A 25,579-nucleotide genomic window follows, 5' to 3' on the forward strand; every position below is an offset into this window, starting at 1 on the left:
TCCCCCTTGGGGGAAGGCGCCGAAGGCGACTCAGGGGGTCTACAAACTGAAGTGCTTGCGCACCATGCGCGTGAGCAGGGCCTGCAGCTGTTCCTCGTCAGCCTCGGTCAGCGTGCGGTAGACCGTTGCCGCCTGCTGGTCGAAGACCTGCACCAGGTGCGGGTCGAAATGCCGGCCGGATTCCGCGCGCAAGGCCGCCAGCGCGGTGTCGAGGGGTACCGGTTCCTTGTAGGGCCGGCGCGAGCACAGCGCATCGAACACGTCGGCAATCGCGAAGATGCGCGCCACCAGCGGGATATCGGTGCCCGCCAGCCCGCGCGGGTACCCGCTGCCGTCCCACTTCTCGTGGTGGCCGGCCACCACGGCCTGGCCGCCGGCCAGCCAGCCCGAACCGCTGACGATGTCCTCGCCCGCGGCCACGTGCGTGTGCATGATGAGCATTTCCTCGTGGCTCAACGGGCCGGGCTTGAGCAGGATGTGCTCGGGGATGCCGATCTTGCCCACGTCGTGCAGGAAGCTGCCGACGATCAGCTCCTGCATGCGCGTGCCGTGCAGGCCCACGGCCTCGGCCAGCGTGGCCGAGATCCAGGCCACGCGGTAGTTGTGGATGCCGTTGTCCGAATCGCGCCGCGCGATGGCGCGGCCCAGCGCCTCCATCATGGCGATGTGCGACTCCAGCAGCTCGCGCTGGCGGCCCTGGCTGTCGCGGTTCAGGCGCAGCACCAGCGGGTAGAGCGCGGCACCGCACAGCAGCACGGCCAGCGCGGTCAGCAGGCCCGTGCGGCGCGCGTCAGCCAGCATGCGCGCGCGCTGCCAGTCCGGCACCAGGCGTGCGCCCTCGAAATAGGCGGCCAGCGCCTGGCCCTCGCTGCGCAGCGGGATGAACAGGCGCAGCACCGGGCGGCGTCCCGGCAGCCAGCGCCGCTCAAACCAGGGTTGGGTGTAGTTGCGCGTGCTGCGCGGCGGCAGCTCGGCATCGAGCGCGCGGCCATCTGCGCTGAACTGTTCGGCCATCAGCAGGCCGCCGGCGGTGTAGATCTGCGCCATGTCGAAATAGCTGGCAGCCAGCGCCTGCGCCGCGGCCTGCGCATTGCGCGTGGCGAGCACGCCCTCGGGGCGGTAGGCCTCCTGGCGCAGCAGCCGCTGCGTGTCTTCGGTGGCCTGGGCCACCAGCGTGTCCTCGGCCTTGTCGTGGGCGATGAAACCCGCCGCCAGGCCGGCCAGCGTGGCCACGACCAGCGCCACGCCCGCGGTGCCGAGCGCGAGCTTGCGGTGGAAAGGAAGCAGGGGTGACATGCAATCCAGTGTAGCCATGCCCCTGTAGCGCCAGCCTAGGGAAAACGCCAGCGACATCGCCTGCGGATCGCGCAGGCGACAATCGGGGCATGACCCAAGCTGAAACCGCCGCCCGCCATCCCTTCGAGCAGCTCACGCCCGACGTGGTGATGGATGCGCTGGAGAGCCTGGGCCTGTCCTGCGACGGTCGCCAGCAGGCGCTGAGCTCCTACGAGAACCGGGTCTACCAGGTGCAACTGAACGACGGGCAGGCGGTGGTGGCCAAGTTCTACCGCCCCGCGCGCTGGAGCGAGGCGCAGATTCTTGAAGAACACGCCTTCGCCGCCGAACTGGTGGCGGCCGAGGTGCCGGTGGTGGCACCGCTCACACTGCATGGCGGCACGCTGCACCGGCATGCCGGTTTCCTGTTCTCGGTCTGCCCGCGCCGCGGCGGCCGCCCGCCCGAGCTGGACGATGAAGAGGTGCTGGAGTGGATCGGCCGTTTCCTCGCCCGCCTGCATGTCGTGGGCGCGGCGCGCCCCTTTGCCAGCCGCCCCGCGCTTGACCTGCCATCTTTCGGGCGCGAGCCCATGGACTGGTTGCTGCAGCACGAGATGATTCCGCTGGACGTGCAGTCGAGTTGGCAGCGCAAGTGCGAAGAGGCGCTGGCCCTGATTGCGCAGCAGCCGGTGCTGACGGGCGCGCCCAGCGAGATCCGCCGCCTGCGCCTGCATGGCGACTGCCACTCGGGCAATGTGCTGTGGACGCCGGTGGACGTGCCCGCTGCCGCCGGCCCGGGGCCGCATTTCGTCGACCTGGACGACGCGCGCATGGGCCCGGCCGTGCAGGACCTGTGGATGTTGCTCTCGGGTGACCGTGCCCAGCGCACCTACCAGCTCAGCTGCCTGCTCGACGGCTACGAGCAGATGCGCGAGTTCGACCGCCGCGAACTCGCGCTGATCGAACCGCTGCGCACCCTGCGCCTGATCCACTACAGCGCCTGGCTCGCACGTCGTTGGGACGACCCCACCTTCCCCATCAACTTCCCCTGGTTCGGCAGCAGCGACTACTGGCAGGGCCAGGTGCAGATGCTGGAAGACCAGATCGAGGCCATGCAGGAAGAGCCCCTGATGGTCTGAGGGGATGTGGCACGCGGCAGGGACGGGTTCAGCGCAGCCCGACCAATGCGAGCCAAGTTCGGGATAGCCCGGGTGCGGTCTTGTGGCCCTGCGGCTAGCATGCATGCATACCTATCAGGAGACTGCATCATGCGATTCCCCATTCTGCGTGGCCTGCTGGCCGTGCTGCTGCTGGCAGCCGGCGCGGCCCAGGCCCAGAGCTACCCCAGCAAATCGGTGCGCATCGTCGTACCCTTCGCCGCCGGCGGCCCGGCCGACAACTACGCGCGTTTCATCGGCCAGCGCCTGGGCGACGCGCTGGGCCAGCCCTTCGTGATCGACAACCGGCCCGGGGCCGGCTCCATCATCGGCACCGACGTGGTGGCCAAGGCCCCGGCCGACGGCTACACCCTGCTGATGATGTCCAACACCCATACGGTGAACGAGACCCTCATCCCCAGCAAGCCCTTCGTGCTCATGCGCGACTTCGTGCCCGTGGCACCGGTCAACTATTCCGACCTGGTGCTGGTCGCCCACCCCTCGCTGCCGGTCAAGAACCTGAAGGACATCCTGCAGCTGGCCAAGGACAAGCCCGGCAAGTACAACTACGCCTCCTCGGGCAATGGCACGCCGTACCACATGGCGGGTGAGCTCTTCAAGAGCATGGCGGGCATCTACCTGGTGCACATCCCCTACCGCGGCAGCTCGGGTGCCCGCACCGACATCATCGGCGGCCAGGTCGACATGATGTTCGACGCCGTCACCACCATGGCCGAGCAGGCCCGTGCCGGCAAGGTGCGCGCCATCGCCACCAGCGGCCGCCAGCGCTCGGCTGTGCTGCCCGATGTGCCGACCCTGGCCGAGGCCGGCCTGCCCGGTTACGAAGCCACCATCTGGCTCGGCCTGATGGCTCCCAAGGGCACGCCGCCGGCCATCGTGCAGCAGCTCAACGAGGCGGTGAGCAAGATCGTGAGCCAGCCCGACGTGAACCAGCTCTGGACCAAGCAGGGCGCCGTGGCCATGAAGATGGACCCGCAGGAGTTCGACAAGTACATGCGCGAGGACATCGAGAAGTGGGCCCGCGTGATCAAGAGCGCCGGCATTAAAGTGGATTGATCCCCCCTGAGCCGGCTGGCGCCGTCCACTGCCACAGCCTGAGGCAGTGGCAGTGGCAGTGGCAGTGGCAGTGGCAGTGGCAGTGGCAGTGGCTCTTCGGGGCTGTCCAAAGCTGCGCAGGCAGCTTTGGAGCCGCAGCCCTCAGCCCCCAAGGGGGACAACGCCAGTGGCCCGGCGGAGCCGGTTCCACGGCGTTCCCCGTATAGTCACGTTGAGCGCAAGAGCGCGAATTTTTCAAGCGTTTTGGCGCTTTCACTTTGACGGTTCGATACATGAGTTCTTTGCACATCCTTAGCGGCGGCGCTGCCCAGGGGCTGGTCAACCAGCTGCGCGGCGCCATTTACAACGAAACCGGCCGCGCCGTCGAAGGCAGCTTCGGCGCCGTGGGCCTCATGCGCGACAAGCTGCTCGCGGGTGAGCCTTGCGACGTGGTCATCCTCACGCAGGCGCTGATCGCCGACCTCACCACCAACGGCCACGTCCAGCCCGGCAGCGCCACGCCGCTGGGGGTGGTGAAGACCGGCGTCGCCGTGAAAAGCGGCGAGCCGCAACCGAAGGTGGACACGCCCGAATCGCTCAAGGCCGCGCTGCTGGCCGCCCAAGGCATCTACTTCCCCGACCCGGTCAAGGCCACGGCCGGCATCCACTTCATGAACGTGCTCAAGCAACTGGGCATCGATCAGCAGGTGGCCGGTGCATTGCGCCCCTACCCCAATGGCGCCGCCGCCATGAAGGCGATGGCAGAGGCCAGCGGCGCGGGCCTGATCGGCTGCACCCAGGTCACGGAAATCCTCTACACGCCGGGTGTGCAGCTCATCAGCCTGCTGCCCAAGGCCTTCGAGCTGGCCACGGTCTACACCGCCGCCATCGCCGCCAAGGCCGAGCAGCCGCAGGCCGCTCGCATGATGATCGACCTGATGGCCGCACCGGCCGCCGCGGAGCTGCGCCGTGCGGGCGGCTTCGAATAGGCGCTGGCATCAGCGCGCGCAGGCGCAAGGAGGGTAAACATGTTGATCCGTCGTCATCTTCTGGGCCTGCTGGCTGGCCTGACCCTGCTGGGGGGCTGCGCCACGGCGCCGTCGCCAACGCTGCGCGAGGCGCCGCCCATCGTCTTCGTGCACGGCAACGGCGACAGCGCCGCGCTGTGGTTGACCACGCTCTGGCGCTTTGAATCCAACGGCTGGCCGCGCGAGCGCCTGCACGCCATCGAGCTGCCCTACCCGCTGGCGCGCGACGACGACAGCAAGGCCCAGCCCGGCCGCAGCTCCACCGCCGAGCACATGGCCTACCTCAAGGCCGAGGTCGAGAAGGTGCTGCGCGCCACCGGTGCGCAGCAGGTCGTGCTTTTCGGCAATTCACGCGGCGGCAACGCCATCCGTCACTACATCCAGAACGGCGGCGGCGCGGCCACGGTCTCGCATGCCATCCTGGGCGGCACACCCAACCACGGTGTCTGGGCCATCCCCGGTTTTCGCGAAGGCAACGAGTTCTCGGGCACGGGGCCCTTCCTCACGGGCCTGAACGCGCCCAAGAACGCCAATGGCGACGAGGTCAACGGCCCGGTGCGCTGGATGACTATCCGCAGCGACAACAACGACAAGTTCGCCCAGCCCGACGGCCTGTGGATCGGCGCCAAGGGCAAACCCACCCACGTCACGTATGCCGGCCCCGAACTCAAGGGCGCCAGCAACATCGTGATCCCGCGCATCGACCACCGCGAGACTTCCTTCTCGCCCGCAGCCTTCGCCGCGGCCTACCGCTTCATCACCGGCCGCGCCACCCTGGTGCGTGACATCACGCCCGAAGCGCGCATCGAACTCGGCGGTGTCATCACCGGCCAGGGTGTGGACCCGCTGAACCCGGCCACCGGCAACTTCGCCAACAACCTGCCCATCGCGGGCGCCGAACTCGCCATCTACGCCACCGATGCGGCCACGGGCCAGCGCAGCGGCGCCGCAGCTTACGCGCGCAAGGTGGGGGCCGACGGCCGCTGGGGGCCTTTCAGGGCCCAGGCCGGCACGGCCTACGAGTTCGAGATCAAGGCGCCGGGGTACGCCACCACCCACATCTACCGCAGCGCCTTCCCGCGTTCCAGCACCCTCGTGAACCTGCGGCCCGAGCGCATCGCCGCGGCCGACCAGGAGGCCCAGGCCCTGGTCATCTTCACCCGCCCGCGCGGCTACTTCGATGCGCAACGCGACCAGATGCGCTTCGACGGCCAGACCGCGCTGCCCGGTGTGCCGCCAGCCGGTGCCGGCGTGTCCAGTGCCAGACTCAAGCTCGCGGGCGCCGCAGACCGTGCCATCGCGGCCGAGTTCAATGGCGAAAAAATCGTGGGCCGGGTCTGGCCGTCGGCGCAGCAGCACGTGACGGTGCTGGAGCTGACGTACTGAGCGCCTGAGCAGCGCGGGGTGTGTGCCCGCGGCTTGTCCGTGCCGACAAGCCGCGCCCGCGACAAGAGGGTGACCACGCACACCTGCCTGGATGCTCAAGAGAAGGTTGCGCCTGGCCTGACGCACACAACAAAACCGCCCGCAGGCGGTTTTGTTGTGGAGGGGCTGGCTTCAGGACTTCTTGCGGTTCCCCAGCCACGCGATCAGCTCGCCCATCACCCCGCGGCGGAAGGCCAGCACGCAGACCACGAAGATCAGGCCGGTGACGATGGTGACCGATTCGCCCAGGGAGGCGAACCACTCGACCCCGCTGAGCTTGGCCAGCCAGCCGCCCATTTCGCCGATCTTGTTTTCCAGCACGATGACCAGGGCCGAGCCCAGGATGGGGCCCGAGAGTGTGCCCATGCCGCCCACCAGGGTCATCAGCACCACCTGGCCCGAGGCCGTCCAGTGCACGTCGCTGAGCGTGGCGAAACCCAGCACCAGGGTCTTGAGCGAACCGGCCAGGCCGGCCAGCGCAGCCGAGAGCACGAAGGCCAGCAGCTTGAAGCGCTGCGTGTCGTAACCCAGGGAGATGGAGCGCGGCTCGTTTTCCTTGATGGCTTTGAGCACCTGGCCGAAGGGCGAGTGGATGATGCGCACGATCAGCAGGAACGCTGCCACCACGATGGCCAGGGCCACGTAGTACATGGTCAGGTCGTCCTGCAGGCTGAGCAGGCCGAAGAGCTTGCCGCGCGGCACACCCTGCAGGCCGTCTTCGCCGCCGGTCAAGGGCGCCTGCAGGCACAGGAAAAACACCATCTGCGCCAGCGCCAGCGTGATCATGGCGAAGTAGATGCCCTGGCGGCGGATGGCCAGCACACCAAAGACCCAGCCCATGCCCGCCGCGCCCAGCGTGCCCAGCAGCAGGCCCATCTCCGGCGTGAGCTGCCAGACCTTGATCGCGTGGCCGGCCACATAGGCCGCACCACCCAGGAAGGCCGCATGGCCGAAGGAGAGCAGGCCGGTGTAACCCAGCAGCAGGTTGAAGGCCGAAGCAAACAGTGCAAAGCACAACAGCTTCATGATGAAGACGGGGTAGGCGCCGGCAAAGGGCGCCACCAGCAGGGCCACCAGCAGCAGGGCGTACCCGATGTTCTTGTAGTTCATGGTGTGGCGGGACTCTTACTTTTCCTTGCCGAACAGGCCGGCCGGGCGTGTCAGCAGCACGATGACCATGATCACGAAGACCACGGTGGAGGAAGCCTCGGGGTAGAACACCTTGGTGAAACCTTCGACGATACCCAGGCCCAGGCCGGTGAGGATGGAGCCCAGGATGGAGCCCATGCCGCCGATCACCACCACGGCAAACACCACGATGATGAGGTTCTGCCCCATCAGCGGCGAGACCTGGATCACCGGCGCGGCCAGCACGCCGGCAAAGGCCGCCAGCGCCACGCCGAAGCCGTAGGTCAGCGTGACCATCAGCGGCACATTGATGCCGAAGGCTTCCACCAGGCGCGGGTTCTCGGTGCCGGCGCGCAGGTAGGCGCCCAGGCGGGTTTTCTCGATGACGAACCAGGTCGCCATGCAGACCGTGATGGAGGCCACCACCACCCAGACGCGGTAGTTGGGCAGCATCATGAAACCCAGGTTGCTCGCGCCTTCGAGCAGCTCGGGCGTGTCGTAGTTCAGGCCGGACACACCATAGATCGAACGCAGCAGGCCTTCGATGAGCAGCGTCAGGCCCAGGGTGAGCAGCAGGCCATAAAGATGGTCCAGCTTGTAGAGCCAGCGCAGCATCGTGCGCTCGATCACGATGCCGAACAGCCCGACCGTCAGGGGCGCCAGGAACAGCATCCACCAGTAGCCGAGGCCCAGGTAGTTCATGCCCATCCAGGTCAGCACGGCGCCCAGCATGAACAGGGCGCCGTGCGCGAAGTTGATCACATTGAGCAGGCCGAAGATCACGGCCAGGCCCAGGCTCAGGATCGCGTAGAACGAGCCGTTGACCAGCCCCAGCAGGAGCTGGCTCAGCAGGGCCGGCAGTGATTTGCCAAATATTTCCATGGGGAGCGTGGGTTGCGGGGCCTGTTCACGCGCATGACTCGCGTGTGTACAGGCCCTGGTTCAGCGGTTTACTTCCAGAGAGCGCACTTGCTCTCGGCCTTGGTGGTGAACACCTCGTTGCCCGACAGCTTCTTGACGACCTTGTAGTAGTCCCACGGCTCTTTGGACTCGGCCTGCGACTTGACCTGCATCAGGTACATGTCGTGCACGTAACGGCCGTCCGGGCGGATGTTGCCTTCGGCGTAGAAGTCCTTGAGCTTGGTGCTCTTCAGATAAGCCATCACCTTGTCGGCGTCTTCGGTCTTGGTGGCCTGCAGGGCCTTGAGGTAGTTCATCGTGGCCGAGTAGTTGGCGGCCTGGATGTCGGTGGGCATGCGCTTGGTCTTCTCGAAGTACTTCTTGCCGAAGGCGCGCGACTCGTCGTTCAGGTTCCAGTCCCAGCTGGTGGTGAGCAGCAGGCCTTCGGTGTTGCGCAGGCCCAGGCTGTGCACGTCGGAGTTGAAGACCAGCAGGCCGGCCATCTTCATGCTCTTGTTGATGCCGAATTCCTTGGCGGCCTTGATGGCGTTGATGGTGTCGCCGCCGGCGTTGGCCAGGCCCAGGATCTGGGCCTTGGAGTTCTGGGCCTGCAGCAGGAAGGACGAGAAGTCGGAGGCGTTGAGCGGGTGGCGCACAGAGCCGGCCACGGTGCCGCCCTTGGCCTTCACCACGTTGGCGGCGTCGGTCTCCAGCAGCTGGCCGAAGGCGTAGTCGGCCGTCAGGAAGTACCAGCTCTTGCCGCCCTGGTCGACGATGGCGCCGGCCGTCCCCTTGGCCAGGGCCACGGTGTCGTAGGCGTAGTGGATGGTGTAGGGCGTGCACTGGGCGTTGGTCAGCGCGGAGCCGCCGGCGCCGTTCACGAAGAACACGCGCTTTTTCTCATTGGCGATCTGGGCCATGGCCAGGGCGGTGCCGCTGTTGGTGCCGCCGAAGAGCATGGTCAGGCCCTGGGTGTCGATCCACTCGCGTGCCTTGGAGGCGGCGATGTCGGCCTTGTTCTGGTGGTCGGCCGAGAGCAGCTCGATGGGCTTGCCGTTGACCTTGCCGCCGAAGTCGTCAATGGCCATCTGGATGGCCAGCGCGCCGTTCTTGCCGTCCACGTCGGAATACAGGCTGGACATGTCGGTGATGAAGCCGATGCGCACCTTGTCCTGGGCCTGGGCGTAGCCCGTGGCCAGACCGGCAAGGCCCAGCGCGAGGGCGAGGGTGGTCAGTTTTCTTTTCATGGGGGTCTCCTGGTGAGGTGGTGGGGGAAAAGAACCGGATTCGGTGGGGCCGGGCGCTTCAGACACCCAGCAGTTCGTTGAGCACGGGCATCTTGGCCTGCAGCTCCGCGGCGGGGAACTGCTCGACCATGCGGCCGTGTTCCATGACGTAGAAGCGGTCGGCCAGCGGCGCGGCGAAGCGGAAGTTCTGCTCCACCATCACGATGGTGTAGCCCTTCTGCCGCAGCGTCACGATCATGCGCGCCAGCGCCTGCACGATCACGGGCGCCAGGCCTTCGGAGATTTCGTCCAGCAGCAAAAGCTTGGCGCCCGTGCGCAGGATGCGCGCCACGGCCAGCATCTGCTGCTCGCCGCCCGACAGGCGGGTGCCCTGGCTGTGGCGGCGCTCGGCCAGGTTGGGGAACATGGCGTAGATCTCGTCCACCGACATGCCGCCGCCCGTGCCCTTGAGCTGCGGGGGCAGCATCAGGTTTTCTTCGCAGGACAGGCTGGCGAAGATGCCGCGCTCTTCCGGGCAGTACCCCACGCCCAGGTGGGCGATGCGGTGCGTGGGGTGGTTGACGGTCTCCACCCCGTTGATCTTGATGGAGCCCTGGCGCGTGCCCGTCAGGCCCATGATGGCGCGCAGCGTGGTGGTGCGGCCCGCGCCGTTGCGGCCCAACAGGGTGACCACTTCACCGGGGCGCACCACCATGTCCACGCCGTGCAGCACGTGGGATTCGCCGTACCAGGCCTGCAGGCCCTGGAGTTCGAGTGCGGGCGTCATCCATGCGCTCCTTGCAGCTCGGCGTCCACGGTGCCCATATAGGCTTCCATGACCTGCGGGTTGCGCGAGACCTCGGCGTAAGGGCCTTCGGCCAGCACGGCGCCGCGTTGCAGCACGGTGATGGTGTCGGCAATGCTGGCGATCACGCTCATATTGTGTTCAACCATCAGGATGGTGCGGCCGGCCGAAACCTTCTTGATCAGCTGCGTGACGCGGTGCACGTCCTCGTGGCCCATGCCCTGGGTGGGCTCGTCCAGCAGCATGAGTTCGGGTTCCATGGCCAGGGTGGTGGCGATCTCCAGCGCACGCTTGCGGCCGTAGGAGAGGTTGACGGTGAGTTCATGGGCCGATGACTCCAGGCCCACTTCGGCCAGCAGGGCGATGGCGCGTTCGTTGAGCTGGTCCAGCGTGCGCTCGCTCTTCCAGAAGTGGTAAGCCGTGCCCAGCTGGCGCTGCAGCGCGATGCGCACGTTCTCCATCAGGGTCAGGTGCGGGAACACCGCCGAGATCTGGAAGGATCGGATGATGCCGCGGCGCGCAATCTGCGCCGGCCGCTCCCGCGTGATGTCGATGCCGTTGAACAGGATGGTGCCGGAAGTCGGCTCCAGAAACTTGGTCAACAGGTTGAAACAGGTGGTCTTGCCGGCCCCGTTGGGCCCGATCAGCGCGTGGATGGAGCCGCTCACCACGGACAGGTCCACCTGGCTGACGGCCGTGAACCCCTTGAACTCCTTGGTGAGCTTGTGCGTTTGCAGAATGATGTTGCTCATTAGAAAGGCGAGCATAGGGCCGGCCCCGGGATGGGGCTAGGGTGTTAGTCCCTATGCATAAATACCTACCGGGAAAATCCCGCCGCAAGGGGATATCCCCGGCCGCTGCAGGGCGATCTGCGAAGATCTCACCCTGCTTTTGTGGCTTCTTTCCTGCTTCCCCATGATCTCCACCGCCGAACTCGAATCGCTCGCCGCGGCCGCCCTGCGCGCCGCCGGCGCCAGCCCGGCACAGGCGCTCTGCACCGCCCGCGCCCTGGTGGCCGCCGACGTGCAGGGCCTGGCCACCCACGGCGTTTCGCGCGTGGCCATGTACGCCAGCCACCTGCGCACCGGCCGCGTGAACGGCCAGGCCGTGCCCCGGGTGCTGCCCGGCCGGCCCGCGGCCGTGCTGGTGGATGCGGGCGAGGGTTTCGCCTTCCCGGCCTGCGAGCTGGCCATACAGGAAGCCATCACCCGCGCCCGGGCCGAGGGCCTGGCCCTGGTGGGCGTCTGCAACAGCCACCACTTCGGCGCGGCAGCGTACCACCTGGAGCCAGTGGCGCGCGCCGGGCTCATCGGCATCGCCATGGGCAACGGCCCGGCCGCCATGCCCGTGGCCGGCGGCACCCGACCGCTGCTGGGCACCAACCCGCTGGCCGCGGCCTTTCCGCGAGGGGGTGCGGCGCCGCTGCTGATGGACTTCGCCCTGTCTGAAGTGGCGCGCGGCAATTTGATGGTGGCCGCGCAAAAGGGCGAGCCCATCCCCCTGGGCTGGGCGCTGGACGAACACGGCCAGCCCACGACAGATGCGAAGGCCGGCCTGCGCGGCTCCATGCTGCCCTTCGGTTCCGCCAGCGGCGGCGTCAAGGGGGCGCTGTTGGCCTTGATGGTTGAGCTGCTGGTCATCACCCTCACGGGCGCGCGCTTCGGCGCCGAGGTGGATACCTTCTTTGAAGAAGGCGGCAACGTCCCGCACCTGGGCCAGCTCTTCCTGGTCATCGACCCCGGCGCCATGGCCGGCACGGCGGTCTACCAGGAGCGCATCGAAGCCATCATCGCCGCCATGTGCGCGGAAGAGGGCGTGCGGGTGCCTGGGGACCGGCGGGAGCAGAAGGTGCGGTTGGCGAAAGACCGGGGGCTTGAGATTCCGGAAGGAGTGTTGGCGCCGGTGAGGAAGTTGGCAGGAGCCTGACACCAAGCGGGGCATGCGGAAACCACTGGCGACTTGCGGCCTGTAGCGGGCATTGGATGGCCGCGAAAGCAGACCTTCACCGATGAATCGCGGGAGGGGCTACAGAACCCGGGTGATTCATCTGGAAGCGACCCGGATTGACCAGACACATCCGAGCCGCTGGGAATGGCGTTCTCGAACTCTAATGGACAACCTTGGCAGTGTTGGACGTTCGATTTGCAGCCTCCATGCCGCTGTCTGTTTCTGGTCGAAAGCGTTAATCGTGCGGCCAGCAAAAAGCCGCCCGAAGGCGGTTTTTTGCTGACGTGGTGCAGTGACTCAGACCAGCAAGGCATTCACCCGCTTCACATACGCCGCCGGATCTTCTGGCAAACCGCCTTCGGCCAGCAGGGCCTGGTCGAACAGGATGTGGGCCAGGTCGTTGAAGTGCACCGAGCCGTCGAGCTTCTTCACCAGCGCGTGTTCGGGGTTCACTTCGAGCACGGGTTTGCTGTCCGGCGCCTTCTGGCCGGCCTGTTTGAGCAGGCGGGCGAGCTGGTTGCTCATGTCGCCTTCCTTCACCACCAGGCAGGCCGGTGAATCGACCAGGCGGGTGGTGACGCGCACGTCCTCGGCCTTGTCCTTCAGCGCCTCTTTCAGCTTGGCCAGCACGGGCTTGAAGGCTTCGGCGGCTTCCTCGGCGGCCTTCTTCTCGGCTTCGTCCTGCAGGGTACCCAGGTCCACCGCGCCCTTGGCCACGCTTTGCAGCGGGGTGCCGTCGAACTCGGGCAGGTGGCTCAGGGCCCATTCGTCCACGCGCTCGCTCATCAGCAGCACTTCGATGCCCTTCTTCTTGAAGACTTCGAGCTGCGGGCTGTTCCTGGCCGCGGCCAATGTATCGGCGGTGATGTAGTAGATGGCGGCCTGGCCCTCTTTCATGCGGGCCTTGTAGTCGGCCAGGGACACGTTGGCCGTGTCGCTCGTGGTGCTGGCAAAGCGCAGCAGCTTGGCCAGGCGCTCGCGGTTGCCGAAGTCTTCGCCCAGGCCTTCTTTCAGCACGCTGCCGAACTCGGCGTAGAACTTTGTGTACTTGCCGGCATCGGCCTTGTCTTCCTCGCTGGCGTCGGTTGCAGGCACGTCGTGCTGGGCCAGGTTCTCCAGCAGGGCCAGCACACGCTTGGTGTTGCCTTCGCGGATGGCGCGCACGTCGCGGCTTTCCTGCAGCAGCTCGCGGCTCACGTTGAGCGGCAGGTCGGCGCTGTCCACCACGCCCTTGATGAAGCGCAGGTAGTTGGGCAGCAGGGCCTCGGCCTCGTCCATGATGAAGACGCGCTTGACGTAGAGCTTGAGCCCGCCCTTCTTGTCGCGGTTCCACAGGTCAAACGGGGCCTTGGCCGGCACGAAGAGCAGCTGGGTGTACTCGGTGCTGCCTTCCACGCGGTTGTGGCTCCAGGCCAGCGGGACTTCGTAGTCGTGGCTGATGGCCTGGTAGAAGCTTTCGTACTCTTCCTGTGTGATGTCCTTCTTGGGGCGGCTCCACAGGGCGCTGGCCTTGTTGACGGTTTCCCACTCGTCGGTCTGCACCATCTCGCCGGGCTGGCCGTTCTCGCCTTCTTTCCACTCTGCCTTGCGCATCTGGATGGGCAGGGCGATGTGGTCGGAGTACTTGGCGATGATGCCCTTGACCTTCCAGGACTGCAGGTAGTCGCCCGCGTCTTCACGCAGGTGCAGGATCACGCTGGTGCCGCGCTCGGGCCGCGTGATGGTCTCCACCTCGAAGTCGCCGGTGCCGCCGCTGATCCAGCGCACGCCTTCCTCGGGCTTGAAGCCGGCGCGGCGCGACTCCACGGTGATCTTGTCGGCCACGATGAAACCCGAATAGAAGCCCACGCCGAACTGGCCGATCAGCTGGCCCTGTTCCTTGGCGTCGGCCTGTTTCTCGGCGCCCAGGCGGCTCATGAAGTCCTTGGTGCCGCTCTTGGCAATGGTGCCCAGGTGGTCGATGGCCTCCTGCGCGCTCATGCCGATGCCGTTGTCCGTGATGGTCAGGGTCTTGGCGGCGGGGTCGAAGGCGATGCGTACATGCAGCTCGGGCGCGTTTTCGTACAGCGCGCTGTTGTTCAGCGCCTCGTAACGCAGCTTGTCGCAGGCGTCGGAGGCGTTGGAGACCAGCTCGCGCACGAAGATCTCCTTGTTGGAGTACAGGGAGTGGGTGACCAGGTGCAGCAGCTGGGCGACTTCGGCCTGGAAGGAATGGGTTTGTTTGCTCATGGGATCAGACAGCGGGATACAAATCACAGAAGGGCCCAAAGGCCCGGAAAAACAGGAATTATGGGTGCAGCGCCGGGTTTCAAGGCCCGGGCGGGGTCAGGCAGCCTCGGGCTGGAAGACCCGGATGCGCTGGTTCAGCAGCGTCTTCTGTTCGCGGGCGACGACCCGCATATCGTATTCAGACTGCAGGTTGAGCCAGAAGCGTGGCTCCATGCCGAAGTAGATGCCCAGGCGCAGGGCCGTGTCGGCCGTGATGGGGCGGGCGCCGTTGACGATCTCGCTGATGCGGCTGGGGGAGACGTCGATATCGGCCGAGAGCTTGCGCGCGGTGATGCCCATGGGCTTCATGAAGTCTTCCAGCAGGATTTCGCCGGGGTGGATTTCGTCGAGGTGTTTGCTCATGTTCGGCTCCTAGTGGTAGTCCACGATCTCGACCTGGTGCGCGCCATCCTCACGCCATACGAAGCAGATCCGCCATTGGTCGTTGATGCGGATGCTGTGCTGCTGCTTGCGATCACCCTTGAGCGCTTCCAGCTGGTTGCCAGGGGGGATGCGCAGGCTGGCCAACTCCGTGGTGGCATGCAGTTGCAACAGCTTGCGCCGGGCCACCCGTTCGATGTTCCGGAACCGCGCCACCATATGGCTGTGGAACAGCCGTTCGGTGTCGGGGCACAGGAACGAATGGATCATACAGAATCATATTCTGTGCCGCGGAACCTGTCAATCAGGTCGCCGAAAATGGCAAGCGTAGAAGTCAGAACTTCTCGTGCGGCGCCAGGTAGCGCCACTGGCCCACGGGCAGCTGGCCCAGCATGACGCGGCCGATGCGCACGCGCTTGAGGCCCACCACTTTCAGGCCGACGAGTTCGCACATGCGACGGATCTGGCGCTTCTTGCCTTCGGTCAGCACAAAACGCAGCTGCTCGGGGTTTTCCCAGTCCACCTTGGCGGGCTTGAGGGCCTGGCCGTCCAGGCTCAGGCCGTGGCGCAGCCTGGCGAGCATGGCGCTGGGGAAAACGGCCTGCACATTGGTGGAGATGGGGTCGTCATCGTCAATGCGCGTGAGCTGGGTGGGCGCCGCGTCGGCGGCGGGGGTGCCCAGGTAGACCACGCGCACCAGGTATTCCTTTTCCATCACCGAGTCTTCGCCGATCAGCTGGCGCGCCACGCGGCCGTCCTGCGTGAGCACCAGCAGGCCGGTGGAGTCGATGTCGAGCCGGCCCGAGGGCGCCAGGCCGCGCAGCTGCGCGCCGTTGAAGCGCAGGGGCGCACGGTCCTCGCGCCAGCGGTTCTGCGGCTGCACCAGCACCACGGCGGGTTCGTGCCCGTCCTCGGCCTGGCCGCTGACGTAACCGATGGGTTTGTTGAGCAGGATGGTGACCTGCGTGGCCTGCTGGTGCTGCGCCTGCTTGTCGACCTCGATGCGATCGCTGGGCGTGACCTGCTGGCCCATCTCGGCCACCTGGCCGTTGACCTTGACCCAGCCGTTCTCGACCCAGGCGTCGGCCTCGCGGCGCGAGCACAGGCCGAGCTCGGCCATGCGCTTATTGATACGGCTGGTGGCCGCGGCACCGCCCGGCTTGGGCGCGCCGGCGCCTTCGGGGCGCGGTGCACGGCGCAGGGTGGGGGCGGCGGGTTTGTCTGGGTTGTCCTTCATCGGGAACCGATTGTAGGTTCCCACTCCGTCGGGGCTATTTGACGTGGGAGAGGAAGTGGGCCAGATCGTCCAGGTGCTGGTTGTTCAGGCCGCCCAGGGCATTGGTCATGACCGTGTCGCGGCCGGGGCCGGGTCGGTCGCGGTATTCCTCCATGACGGCGCGCAGGAACGTTTCGTGCTGGCCGGCCAGGCGCGGCATCTGCTCGCGGCCCTTGTAGTCGGGCAGGTGGCAGGTGCCGCACAGCATGCCGCGCGCCAGCACCTTGCCGCGCTCGTAACGTTCGGCATCGACCGGGGTCGCCAGGGGCAGCGGCACCTGCTCCGAAAAGTACTTGGCCAGCACGATGAGGTCGGCGTCCTTGAGGCCGTCGAGCACGCCCTTCATGGGCGGGATGTCGCGCAGGCCTTCGCGGATCAGTACCAGCTGGTTCTCCATGAAGACCTTGGGCTGCCCAGCCAGCGAGGGGAACTGCGGGTTCTGCGAGTTGCCCTGCGGGCCGTGGCAGGCCACGCAGAGTTCCAGGCGTTGCGGCTGCTGGGCCTGGGCGGCGGCCATGGCCAGCATCAGGGCCAGGGCGGGGATGAGGGTGTGGATGAAGCGCATGGGATGGGCGGTAGGTATCGATGACCGGAAAAAAAGCAGGGCCCTGAGGCCCTGCTTGCCGGTTCAGATCGGGGTCTTACTTCTTGGCGCTGTAGGAGATGCGGTAGATCGCACCCGTCTGCTCGTCGGAGAGCAGCAGGGCGCCATCGGGCATCTGCAGGAAGTAGGTCGGACGGCCCCAGAAGGTGTTGGCGGCCGGGTCGGCGAAGCCGGTGATGAAGGGTGTCATCACGGGGTTGCGGCCCTGGGCATCGGCGTTCACGGTGACCACGTCATAGCCCATCTTGGTGGTGCGGTTCCAGGAACCCTTGCGTGCGACGAAGGCTACGTTGCGGTACTTGGCCGGGAACATCTTGCCGGTGTAGAAGTGCAGGCCCATGTTGGCGGCGTGCGGGCCCATGGTGCGCACCGGCAGGGTCACGCCCTTGCAGGCGTCGGCCTTCTTGATGTCCGGATCAGGAATGCCGCCGGCGTGGCAGGAGGGGAAGCCGAAGTTCTGGCCGGTCTTGCTGAGGCGGTTGAGTTCGTCCTCGGGGCCGTCATCGCCCAGCCAGTCGCGGCCATGGTCGGTGAACCACAGCTGCTTGGTGACGGGGTGCCAGTCGAAGCCCTGGGTGTTGCGCACGCCGGTGGCGATGACTTCCATGCCCGTGCCGTCGGCGTTGTAACGACGGATCTGTGCGTATTCGTCGGAGGGCAAGGTGCAGATGTTGCACGGTGCGCCGAAGGGCACGTAGAGCTTGCCGTCCGGGCCGAAGCGCAGGTACTTCCAGTTGTGGTGCTGCTGCGGGGGCAGCTTGAAGGCGCCGGTCATGTCGACCGGGGCCACATTGGGGTTCTTTTCGATGTCGTCATAGCGCAGCGCCTTGTCCACGGCCATCACGTAGAGCTTGCCCTTGTGCATGACCACGGCCGGCTGGTTGAGCTTGTCGACCACGACGCGGCTGCTGCGCTCCTTGCCGTTGTCGCTGATCTCGTAGACGCGGCCCAGGCCGCGTGTGCCGGCGTAGATCTTGCCGCTGGCGCCGCGCGACATGGCGCGGATGCCGGGCGTGCCGGTGGACCAGATCTCGACCTTGAAACCCGGCGGCAGCTTGAGCTTGTCCAGCGGGATTTCGGAGGCGGGGGTGACGGTGTTCTTGCCGGCCACCGGGGCCAGCCGGGAGTCGGCCATGCTGGCCGGGCGGCCTTGCTGCCAGGCGGGCGGGGGTGGGGGGGCCGGCATCGCGGCGGCCATCGGGGCCGGTGCGGCAGCAGGCTGGGCCGCCGCGACTTGCGGTGCGGGCTGGGCGGGGGCGGCCTGGGGCTTCGGCGGCTCGGAGGTGGCGCAGCCGGTCAGCAGGCCGACGAGCACGGCACCCGCCAGGGTGAGTTTTCTGGTCATGAAGGATGTCTCCGTAGAAGGTGTTGTTGTATGGGACCGAAGCCGATGCTAGTACCGCAGGCGCCGGCTGGTTCTAGGGTTTCTACGTATGCATACGATTTCGCCGGCCGCACAGACATAAGGCCCGGGTGATGGAGCAGCGGGATACGAGTGCTTCAAAAATTGACACTTGTTTGGGGACTTACCCTAGATGCGGTCATGGGTAGGGGGGCGCAGCTTGCAATTTGGCGAGCGGGTTTGCTTAATGAGCGTTCCAAATTCATTTTGGAAGCAAAAAAACCTAACAACCAAGGAGCAGGAATGAAGATGCAGAAACTATTCGCCGCCTTGCTGATGGCGGGTCTCGCCGGCGGGGCCAGCGCCCAGTCGGGCAAGGACAATCTGTCCACTCTCAAACAGATGAAGGTCGCCACCACCGACCTGAACATTCCGCTGGTGCCCCAGGAAGGGCGCAACGCGGACGCCATACGCGCCAACCTCAAGAGCATCAAGCTGCCGCCGGGTTTCAAGATCGAGCTGTTTGCCGTGGTGCCCGATGCGCGTCACATGGCGGTGGCGCCTTCGACCAATATGCTCTTCGTGGGCACGCGCAAGACCAAGGTCTGGGCGGTGACCGATCGCAACGGCGACGGTACGGCCGACGAGGTCAAGGCCTTCGCGCCTTCGCTGAACTTCAAGGTGCCCAACGGCGTGTGCTGGACCAAGGACGGCTTCCTGATCGTCGCGGAGCACAACCGCGTGCTCAACTTCCCGGCCGCCGAGTTCTTCTATGAAGGCCCGGACGTGGCGGTGATCGAGGTGGTGCCGCAGGGCAAGCTGGTGCCTGAAGAAGAGGAGTCCTACAACCACGGCGCGCGCACCTGCCGCGTCAGCGACGACGGCAAGCTCTACATCACCCTGGGCCAGCCCTACAACGTGCAGCCCAAGGAGAAGGTGGCTCTGTACGAGAAGCTGGGCATCGGCGGCATGATCCGCATGGACCCCTTCGACGGCTCCAAGCGCGAGGTGGTCGCCATGGGCGTGCGCAACTCGGTGGGCATGGACATCAACCCCAAGGACAAGACGGTCTGGTTCACCGACAACCAGACCGACGGCATGGGCGACGAGATCCCGCCGGGTGAGCTCAACCGCATCACCAAGGCCGGGGGCGAGCACTTCGGCTACCCCTTCATCCACGGCAACAACGTGCCGGTTGCAGGCACGGCGGCCGCGCCGGACCTCAAGGACATGAAGGCGCCGGCGGTGTGGACCAAGCCGCAGGTCGAGTTCCCTGCCCACCAGGCGCAGCTCGGCATGACCTTCTACAACGGCGGCATGTTCCCGGCCAAGTACCGTGGCGGCATCTTCGTGGCTTCGCACGGTTCCTGGAACCGCACCAAGGCCAGCGGCGCGTTGATCAACTTCGTGCCCGTGAAGGCCGATGGCACCGCTGGCGCCTCGGAGGTCTTTGCCGAAGGCTGGCTGGATGCCAATGGCATCTACAAGGGCCGTCCGGTGGACGTGGCGCCGATGAAGGACGGCTCCCTGCTGATCTCGGATGACTACGTGGGCGCGATCTACCGCGTGACCTACAGCAACTGAGCGTTGCCCCTGACGCCGCGCGGGTCGACCGCGCGGCCACTGTGAGACCCGGCGGAGATCGTTACGATCTCCGCTGTTTTTTGAGCGAGGAATATTCGAATGAACAAGTTCATCCTGGGAGGGATGCTCTTTGCGCTGGCCGCTGCGGCGCAGGCCGATGTGGCCGCCGGCAAGGCCAAGGCGGCCGCGGCGTGCGCCATGTGCCATGGCCCGCTGGGCCTGTCCATGCAACCGGGCGTGCCGCACCTGGCCGGACAGCAGGAGGTCTACCTGGCCGAGCAGCTCAAGCATTTTCGCAATGGCAAACGGGTCAACGAGGTGATGACGGTCATTGCCAAGCCCCTGAGCAACGCCGACATCGACAACCTGGCCGCGTGGTACGCGTCCCTGCAGATCCGGGTGGAAGAGAAATGAGATCGCACCAACCACCAGACCGCCGGGTGAGCCGGTTCCCGGGCGTGCGCACCACGCTGGCTTTGCTGGTGGCCGGCCTGGGCGCCGTGCCGTCCTGGGCCCAGACACTGGACGACGTGGTGATCTCGGCGTCGCGTGCGCAGCAGCGCAGCTTCGACGCGCCGGCGGCCATCGAGTCGGTCGACCGCGAGACCATCCAGGGCGCGGGCCCGCAGGTCAACCTGTCGGAGTCGCTCAACCGTGTGCCGGGGCTGACCATCCTGAACCGGCAGAACTACGCGCAGGACCTGCAGGTGTCCATCCGTGGTTTCGGCGCGCGTTCGGCTTTCGGCATCCGCGGCATCCGCCTGCTGATCGACGGTATCCCGGCCACCACGCCCGACGGGCAGGGGCAGGGCTCCTCGGTGAGCCTGACCTCGGCCGAGCGCATCGAGGTGCTGCGCGGCCCGCTGGCACTGATGTACGGCAATTCCGCCGGCGGGGTGATCCAGGCTTTCACGCGCGAGGCGCCTGACGTGCCGGAATTCGGTTTGCAGTACTACACGGGGTCCTACGATATGCGCCGCAGCGATTGGCAATACGCCGGTCGCATCGGCACGGTGGGGCTGGTGGCCGACTACAGCACCTTCGACACCAACGGCTTTCGCGACCACAGCACGACCGAGCGCAAGCAGTTCAACAGCAAGCTCAGCTTCGGGCCCGACGCGAACACCCGCGTAAATCTGGTGTTCAACCAGTTCGACATGCCGCTCGCCCAGGACCCGGTGGGCCTGACGGCGGCCCAGCTGGCGCAGGACGCCACGCAGGCTGGCACCAGCGCCCAGAGCGCGCGCCTGCGCAAGATCACCAGCCAGAGCCAGGCCGGCACCTCGCTGACGCATGCGCTGGATGCGAACCGCTCGGTCACGGCGCGCCTGTACTACGGCAAGCGCGACAACCTGCAGTACCTGCCCACGAACTGGGTGGGCCTGAACCGCGACTACTACGGCGCCGGCTTGCAGTACAACGCGCAGGCGCGCTGGGGCAGCCGCCCGGTGAACTGGGTGGCAGGTTACGAGTACGACTACTCCAAGGAGCGGCGCCAGTCCGGCGGCGTGAGCGGGGGCGAGAAATCCGGCGCGCTCACGCGCAACGAGGACAACAGCGCGCAGAACAGCGACGCCTTCGTCCAGGGCACGGTGCTGGCGGCCGATCGCCTGTCGGCGACGGCCGGCCTGCGCGCGAGCTCGGTGCGCATTGCCAGCGAGGACTACTTCCTGGGCAATGGCAACGGCTCGGGCGACGTGAGCTACAGCGCGGCCAACCCGGTGCTGGGCCTGACCTGGCACACGCTGGACACGCTGAACCTCTACGCCAACTACGGCCGCGGTTTCGAGACGCCCACGCTGGTGGAGGTGGCCTACACCGGCACCGGCGCGCCGAACTTCAACCCCAACATCAACGCGGCGCGCAGCCAGCACTACGAACTGGGTGCGAAGTGGGCGCCTGAGGCGCGCTCGCGTGTGGACTTCACGCTCTACCAGATCGACACCACGGACGAGATCGTGGTGGCGGTGAGCAGTGGTGGCAGCACGGCCTACAAGAACGCACCCGGCACCCGACGCACGGGCTGGGAGCTGGCGGGGCGCACCCTGCTGAGCCCGAACTGGCGCGGCACACTGTCGGCGTCGGCGATCGAGGCGCAGTTCTCGGAGACCTTCGTCACCAACAACGTGACGGTGAACGCCGGCAACCGCCTGCCGGGCATCCCGCAGCATTTCCTCTTCACCGAACTGCTGTGGTCCGCGCAGTCCCTGGACAACGCGGGGCGCAAGCCGGGGCTGGGCACACAGGCCGGCGCGGAGGTGGTAAGCGCCGGCAAGCTCTACGCCAACGACAGCAATTCCGCTTCGGCCGAGGGCTATACCACGTTCAACCTCAAGGCCAGCCAGGGCTGGCCGGTGGCCGGCAAGGGCAGCCTGACGGCCTATGGGCGGCTGGACAACGTGACGGACCAGCGCTACGTGGGTTCGGTCATCGTCAACCAGGCAGCCAACCAGTTCTACGAGCCGGCCCCCGGCTTCAACTGGACGCTGGGTGTGCGCCTGAGCGTGCCGCTTTAATTGATGCCCCCCGAGCGGCGGCCGCCGCTCAGGGGGGGGCACTCCTCAAGCCTTCGAGGTCCAGCACGCGCAGGCCGCCGTACTCGATGCGGATCAGGCCGCGCTCCTGCAGATTGGCCAGCGCTTCGTTGACGCGCTGGCGCGACAGGCCCACCAGGTAGGCCAGTTCCTGCTGCGTGATGCGCAGCACCTCGCCCACGCCAGGGTAGAGCACGGGGTTGAAGAGCGCGGCCAGGCTGCGCGCCACGCGCAGGTCGGGGTTGTTCATGCGGTCGATCTCGCGCGCTGCGATGAACTGGCCCAGGCGTTCGTTGAGCTGGTTCATGACGAAGCGGTTGAAGCCGATGGACTGGTCCAGCAGACGGTGGAAGCTGTCCACCGGCAGGCCGGCCACCAGGCTCCTGCGCAGGGTCTGCACGTTGTAGCGGTAGCTCTCGCGCTTGAGCACCGTGCCTTCACCGAACCAGCCACCCGGCGGCAGGCCGGCAAAGGTCATGGCCTGGCCCTCGGCGTTTTCGCCGCTCATCTTGAGCAGGCCGTCGACCACACCGAACCAGTAGGTCACCGGGCGACCGATGCGGCACACCAGGTCGCCGGGTTGGGCTTCGCTGATCTGCAGCTCAGGCACGGCGATGGCGTATTCCTCGGGTGTGAGCCGGCTCAGCCAGGGGATGCCGGCGAGTTCGGCGGGGGTGGGCGCGCGTCGGCGCTGGTGCAGGCTGGGTTCTGTGCTCATGGTCGGATCGGATCAGGGTGGGAAAATACCACCTAGGGTCTACCCTGAATTGTCGTCGCAATGACAACATAACGTCAAATCACTCCCTACCATGACTGCAAGCAAGGCCCGGTGTGGCCCATGGCGAGCAGACAAGGAAACGGGATGCAGACGACTTTTCCTCGACTTCTGATGCAGCATGCGGCGCAGCGGCCCCAGGCCCCCGCCATGCGCGAGAAGGAATACGGCATCTGGCAGACCTGGAGTTGGGCCCGCGCGGCCGAGGACGTGCGCCTCATGAGCTGCGGCCTGGCGGCACTGGGGTTCCAGCCCGGGCAGAACCTGGCCATCATCGGCGACAACCGGCCGCACCTGTACCAGGCCTTCATCGCTGCGCAAAGCCTGCGCGGGGTGCCCGTGCCCATGTACCAGGACGCGATCGCCAGCGAGATGGCCTTCGTGCTGCAGGACGCCGAGATCCGCTTTGCCTTCGCCGAGAACCAGGAGCAGGTCGACAAGCTGCTGGAGCTGCGCGAGAGTCTGAAGGACGTGGACGGCAGCCTGCTGCAGCACATCGTCTTTGACGACCCGCGCGGCCTGCGCAACTACCAGCACGAGGGGCTGATCAGCATCGAGCGCCTGTTCGAGCTGGGGCGCCAGTACGAGCAGCAGCACCCGGACTTCTACCGCAACGCGGTCGAGCTGGGCCAGCCCTCCGACGTGTCGGTCATCCTCTACACCTCGGGCACGACGGGGCGGCCCAAGGGCGTGTGCCAGACGCATGCCAGCTTCATTGCCGCCGCGCAGGGCGGGGTGCAGGTGGACGGCCTGGTGCCCGAGGACAACATCATTTCCTACCTGCCGCCGGCCTGGGTGGGCGACCACCTCTTCTCCATCGCCCAGTGGCTGGTGGCAGGTTTCACCACCAACTGCCCCGAGTCGGCCGAGACGGTGAGCATCGACCTGCGCGAGATCGGCCCGAGTTATTACTTCGCACCGCCGCGGGTGTTCGAGAGCATGCTGACCTCGGTCTCGATCCGCATGGAGGACGCGGCCCGCCCGAAGCGCTGGCTCTACAGGCAGTTCATGGCCGTGGCGCGGCGCTGCGGCGCCGAGATCCTGGACGGGCACAGGGTGGCCTTCACGGACCGCCTGCTCTACGCCCTGGGCAATGTGCTGGTCTACGGGCCGCTGCGCAACGTGCTGGGCCTGTCGCGCATCCGCGTGGCCTACACCGCGGGCGCGGCCATCGGGCCGGACCTGTTCCGTTTCTACCGGTCGATTGGCATCAACCTCAAGCAGCTCTACGGCCAGACCGAGACCTGCGCCTATGTCTGCATCCAGAAGAACGGCCGCGTCAAGCTCAACAGCGTGGGCGAGGCCGCGCCGGGCATCGAGATCAAGATCGCCGACAGCGGCGAGGTGCTGGTGCGCGGCGTGTCCGTGCTCAAGGAGTACTACAAACGGCCCGACGCCACCGCCGAGGTGATGGACGCCGAGGGCTATTTCCACACCGGCGACGCCGGCGTGATCGACCCCGACGGCCACCTGATCATCATCGACCGGGCCAAGGACGTGGGCAAGATGGCCAGCGGCGCGATCTTTGCGCCCAACTACATCGAGAACAAGCTCAAGTTCTTCCCGCAGATCAAGGAGGCGGTGTGTTTCGGCCACGGCCGTGGCCAGGTCTGCGCCTTCATCAACATCGACTTCGAGGCCGTGGGCAACTGGGCCGAGCGCCAGAGCCTGCCCTACAGCGGTTACGTGGACCTGGCGAGCAAGCCGGCGGTGCTGGACATGCTGGCCGACTGCGTGCAGCAGGTCAACGCCGACCTGGCCGCCGAAGCCGGCATGGCCGACACCCAGATCGCGCGCTTCCTGGTGCTGCACAAGGAGCTGGACCCCGATGACGACGAGCTGACCCGTACGCGCAAGGTGCGCCGCGGTTTCATCGGCGACAAATACGCCGTGCTGATCGAGGCCCTGTACGACGGACGCAGCGAGCAGTTCATCGAAACGCAGGTGAAGTTCGAGGACGGCCGCAGCGGCACGGTCTCGGCCACGCTGCCCATCCGTGACGCCCAACGCTACCCGGGCGTGGCCAAGGTCGCCTGAGAAGAGTGAAGACCAAATGACGCAAAGAAAACTGGGCGACGTGATCCTGGATGTGAAGAACATCTCGCTGGCCTTTGGCGGCGTGAAGGCGCTGACCGACATCTCCTTCGACGTGCGCGAGCACGAGATCCGCGCCATCATCGGCCCCAACGGCGCGGGCAAGAGCTCCATGCTCAACTGCATCAACGGGGTGTACACGCCGCAGCACGGCACCATCACCTTCCGCGGCCAGACCTTCGACCACATGAACAGCCGCCAGGTGGCCGAGATGGGCGTGGCGCGCACCTTCCAGAACCTGGCCCTGTTCAAGGGCATGAGCGTGCTGGACAACATCATGTCCGGGCGCAACCTCAAGATCAAAAGCAACATCCTGCTGCAGGCCCTGCGTTTCGGCCCGGCCGAGCGCGAGGAGATCCGCCATCGCGAGTTCGTCGAGAAGATCATCGACTTCCTCGAGATCCAGGCGCACCGCAAGACGCCTGTGGGCCAGCTGCCCTACGGCCTGCAAAAGCGCGTGGACCTGGGTCGCGCCCTGGCCATGGAGCCGCAGGTGCTGCTGCTGGACGAGCCGATGGCCGGCATGAACGTGGAAGAGAAGCAGGACATGTGCCGCTTCGTGCTCGACATCAACGACGAGTTCGGGACCACCGTGGTGCTGATCGAGCACGACATGGGCGTGGTGATGGACATCAGCGACCGCGTGGTGGTGCTGGACTACGGCAAGAAGATCGGCGACGGTACGCCCGACGCCGTGCGCAACAACGAGGAAGTGATCCGGGCCTACCTGGGCACGAGCCACTGACATGACCCCCACGCTCTTCATTTCATGTA

Annotated in this window: 23 protein-coding genes; 10 read left to right on the forward strand and 13 right to left on the reverse strand. The window is 66.5% G+C overall.

Features of this window, described 5'->3' with window-relative positions; translation table 11 throughout:
• Positions 1-39: 39 nt before the first annotated feature.
• A complete protein-coding gene (locus tag AC1RRP_RS06105) occupies positions 40-1,296 on the reverse strand; it encodes an HD-GYP domain-containing protein (RefSeq protein WP_493034227.1) in 1,257 nt (418 codons plus the stop codon).
• Positions 1,297-1,385: 89 nt separating this feature from the next.
• Between AC1RRP_RS06105 and AC1RRP_RS06110 the strand changes: the two genes are divergently transcribed.
• The 4 genes from AC1RRP_RS06110 (at position 1,386) to AC1RRP_RS06125 (ending at position 5,902) form a co-directional block, all read left to right on the forward strand.
• Complete coding sequence (locus AC1RRP_RS06110; protein WP_493034228.1) at positions 1,386-2,414, forward strand: serine/threonine protein kinase; 1,029 nt, start codon at positions 1,386-1,388, stop codon at positions 2,412-2,414.
• A gap of 129 nt (positions 2,415-2,543) precedes the next feature.
• Positions 2,544-3,509 (forward strand): tripartite tricarboxylate transporter substrate binding protein, encoded by a 966-nt coding sequence (locus AC1RRP_RS06115; RefSeq protein WP_493034229.1) that lies wholly within the window; start codon positions 2,544-2,546, stop codon positions 3,507-3,509.
• Positions 3,510-3,781: 272 nt separating this feature from the next.
• On the forward strand, positions 3,782-4,477 hold the full coding sequence (locus tag AC1RRP_RS06120) for a substrate-binding domain-containing protein (RefSeq protein ID WP_493034232.1): 696 nt from the start codon (positions 3,782-3,784) through the stop codon (positions 4,475-4,477).
• Positions 4,478-4,516: 39 nt separating this feature from the next.
• The gene (locus AC1RRP_RS06125) at positions 4,517-5,902 is read left to right on the forward strand and encodes an alpha/beta fold hydrolase (RefSeq protein WP_493034234.1); all 1,386 of its coding nucleotides are present in this window, start codon (positions 4,517-4,519) and stop codon (positions 5,900-5,902) included.
• Between the two features lie 171 nt (positions 5,903-6,073).
• Here the strand turns inward: AC1RRP_RS06125 and AC1RRP_RS06130 are convergent, their stop codons facing one another.
• From AC1RRP_RS06130 to AC1RRP_RS06150, 5 genes are all read right to left on the reverse strand, one after another.
• Positions 6,074-7,051, reverse strand: a complete 978-nt coding sequence (locus tag AC1RRP_RS06130) for a branched-chain amino acid ABC transporter permease (protein WP_493034236.1) — start codon at positions 7,049-7,051, stop codon at positions 6,074-6,076.
• Positions 7,052-7,066: 15 nt separating this feature from the next.
• Positions 7,067-7,951, reverse strand: a complete 885-nt coding sequence (locus AC1RRP_RS06135; RefSeq protein WP_493034238.1) for a branched-chain amino acid ABC transporter permease — start codon at positions 7,949-7,951, stop codon at positions 7,067-7,069.
• Positions 7,952-8,019: 68 nt separating this feature from the next.
• Positions 8,020-9,216, reverse strand: coding sequence for an ABC transporter substrate-binding protein (locus tag AC1RRP_RS06140; RefSeq protein WP_493034240.1), 1,197 nt, complete (start codon positions 9,214-9,216; stop codon positions 8,020-8,022).
• Positions 9,217-9,274: 58 nt separating this feature from the next.
• Positions 9,275-9,982, reverse strand: a complete 708-nt coding sequence (locus AC1RRP_RS06145; RefSeq protein WP_493034242.1) for an ABC transporter ATP-binding protein — start codon at positions 9,980-9,982, stop codon at positions 9,275-9,277.
• Positions 9,979-10,752 (reverse strand): ABC transporter ATP-binding protein, encoded by a 774-nt coding sequence (locus AC1RRP_RS06150; RefSeq protein WP_493034244.1) that lies wholly within the window; start codon positions 10,750-10,752, stop codon positions 9,979-9,981. Before AC1RRP_RS06150 ends, AC1RRP_RS06145 begins: the two co-directional genes overlap by 4 nt.
• A 163-nt stretch (positions 10,753-10,915) precedes the next feature.
• Between AC1RRP_RS06150 and AC1RRP_RS06155 the strand changes: the two genes are divergently transcribed.
• Positions 10,916-11,926 carry an Ldh family oxidoreductase gene (locus AC1RRP_RS06155; protein WP_493034246.1) on the forward strand — a complete coding sequence of 337 codons (1,011 nt, stop codon included), beginning with the start codon at positions 10,916-10,918 and terminating at the stop codon, positions 11,924-11,926.
• A 318-nt stretch (positions 11,927-12,244) separates the two neighbouring features.
• On the opposite strand, the gene htpG is transcribed toward AC1RRP_RS06155, so the two are convergent.
• The 6 genes from htpG to AC1RRP_RS06185 form a co-directional block, all read right to left on the reverse strand.
• Entirely contained in the window at positions 12,245-14,176 is a 1,932-nt protein-coding gene (gene htpG / locus AC1RRP_RS06160; protein WP_493034248.1) for a molecular chaperone HtpG, read from the reverse strand.
• A 96-nt stretch (positions 14,177-14,272) separates the two neighbouring features.
• Positions 14,273-14,578 carry a HigA family addiction module antitoxin gene (locus AC1RRP_RS06165; protein WP_493034249.1) on the reverse strand — a complete coding sequence of 102 codons (306 nt, stop codon included), beginning with the start codon at positions 14,576-14,578 and terminating at the stop codon, positions 14,273-14,275.
• A gap of 9 nt (positions 14,579-14,587) precedes the next feature.
• Entirely contained in the window at positions 14,588-14,866 is a 279-nt protein-coding gene (locus tag AC1RRP_RS06170; RefSeq protein WP_493034251.1) for a type II toxin-antitoxin system RelE/ParE family toxin, read from the reverse strand.
• A gap of 64 nt (positions 14,867-14,930) precedes the next feature.
• Positions 14,931-15,833 (reverse strand): pseudouridine synthase, encoded by a 903-nt coding sequence (locus AC1RRP_RS06175; protein WP_493034253.1) that lies wholly within the window; start codon positions 15,831-15,833, stop codon positions 14,931-14,933.
• 34 nt (positions 15,834-15,867) lie between these two features.
• Positions 15,868-16,437 carry a c-type cytochrome gene (locus tag AC1RRP_RS06180; protein ID WP_493034256.1) on the reverse strand — a complete coding sequence of 190 codons (570 nt, stop codon included), beginning with the start codon at positions 16,435-16,437 and terminating at the stop codon, positions 15,868-15,870.
• A gap of 76 nt (positions 16,438-16,513) precedes the next feature.
• Positions 16,514-17,821 carry a PQQ-dependent sugar dehydrogenase gene (locus tag AC1RRP_RS06185; RefSeq protein WP_493034258.1) on the reverse strand — a complete coding sequence of 436 codons (1,308 nt, stop codon included), beginning with the start codon at positions 17,819-17,821 and terminating at the stop codon, positions 16,514-16,516.
• Between the two features lie 306 nt (positions 17,822-18,127).
• Between AC1RRP_RS06185 and AC1RRP_RS06190 the strand changes: the two genes are divergently transcribed.
• From AC1RRP_RS06190 to AC1RRP_RS06200, 3 genes are all read left to right on the forward strand, one after another.
• Positions 18,128-19,402, forward strand: a complete 1,275-nt coding sequence (locus AC1RRP_RS06190; protein WP_493034260.1) for a PQQ-dependent sugar dehydrogenase — start codon at positions 18,128-18,130, stop codon at positions 19,400-19,402.
• A gap of 99 nt (positions 19,403-19,501) precedes the next feature.
• Positions 19,502-19,816, forward strand: a complete 315-nt coding sequence (locus AC1RRP_RS06195; protein ID WP_493034263.1) for a c-type cytochrome — start codon at positions 19,502-19,504, stop codon at positions 19,814-19,816.
• The gene (locus AC1RRP_RS06200; RefSeq protein ID WP_493034265.1) at positions 19,813-21,918 is read left to right on the forward strand and encodes a TonB-dependent receptor family protein; all 2,106 of its coding nucleotides are present in this window, start codon (positions 19,813-19,815) and stop codon (positions 21,916-21,918) included. Before AC1RRP_RS06195 ends, AC1RRP_RS06200 begins: the two co-directional genes overlap by 4 nt.
• A gap of 28 nt (positions 21,919-21,946) precedes the next feature.
• Here the strand turns inward: AC1RRP_RS06200 and AC1RRP_RS06205 are convergent, their stop codons facing one another.
• Complete coding sequence (locus tag AC1RRP_RS06205; protein ID WP_493034268.1) at positions 21,947-22,654, reverse strand: Crp/Fnr family transcriptional regulator; 708 nt, start codon at positions 22,652-22,654, stop codon at positions 21,947-21,949.
• A gap of 144 nt (positions 22,655-22,798) precedes the next feature.
• On the opposite strand from AC1RRP_RS06205, the gene AC1RRP_RS06210 reads away from it, so the two are divergent.
• The gene (locus tag AC1RRP_RS06210; protein ID WP_493034270.1) at positions 22,799-24,748 is read left to right on the forward strand and encodes an AMP-dependent synthetase/ligase; all 1,950 of its coding nucleotides are present in this window, start codon (positions 22,799-22,801) and stop codon (positions 24,746-24,748) included.
• Between the two features lie 16 nt (positions 24,749-24,764).
• Positions 24,765-25,550, forward strand: coding sequence for an ABC transporter ATP-binding protein (locus AC1RRP_RS06215; RefSeq protein ID WP_493034272.1), 786 nt, complete (start codon positions 24,765-24,767; stop codon positions 25,548-25,550).
• The last annotated feature ends 29 nt before the right edge of the window (positions 25,551-25,579 follow it).

Source organism: Hylemonella sp. GW821-FHT12C09, from assembly GCF_058807395.1.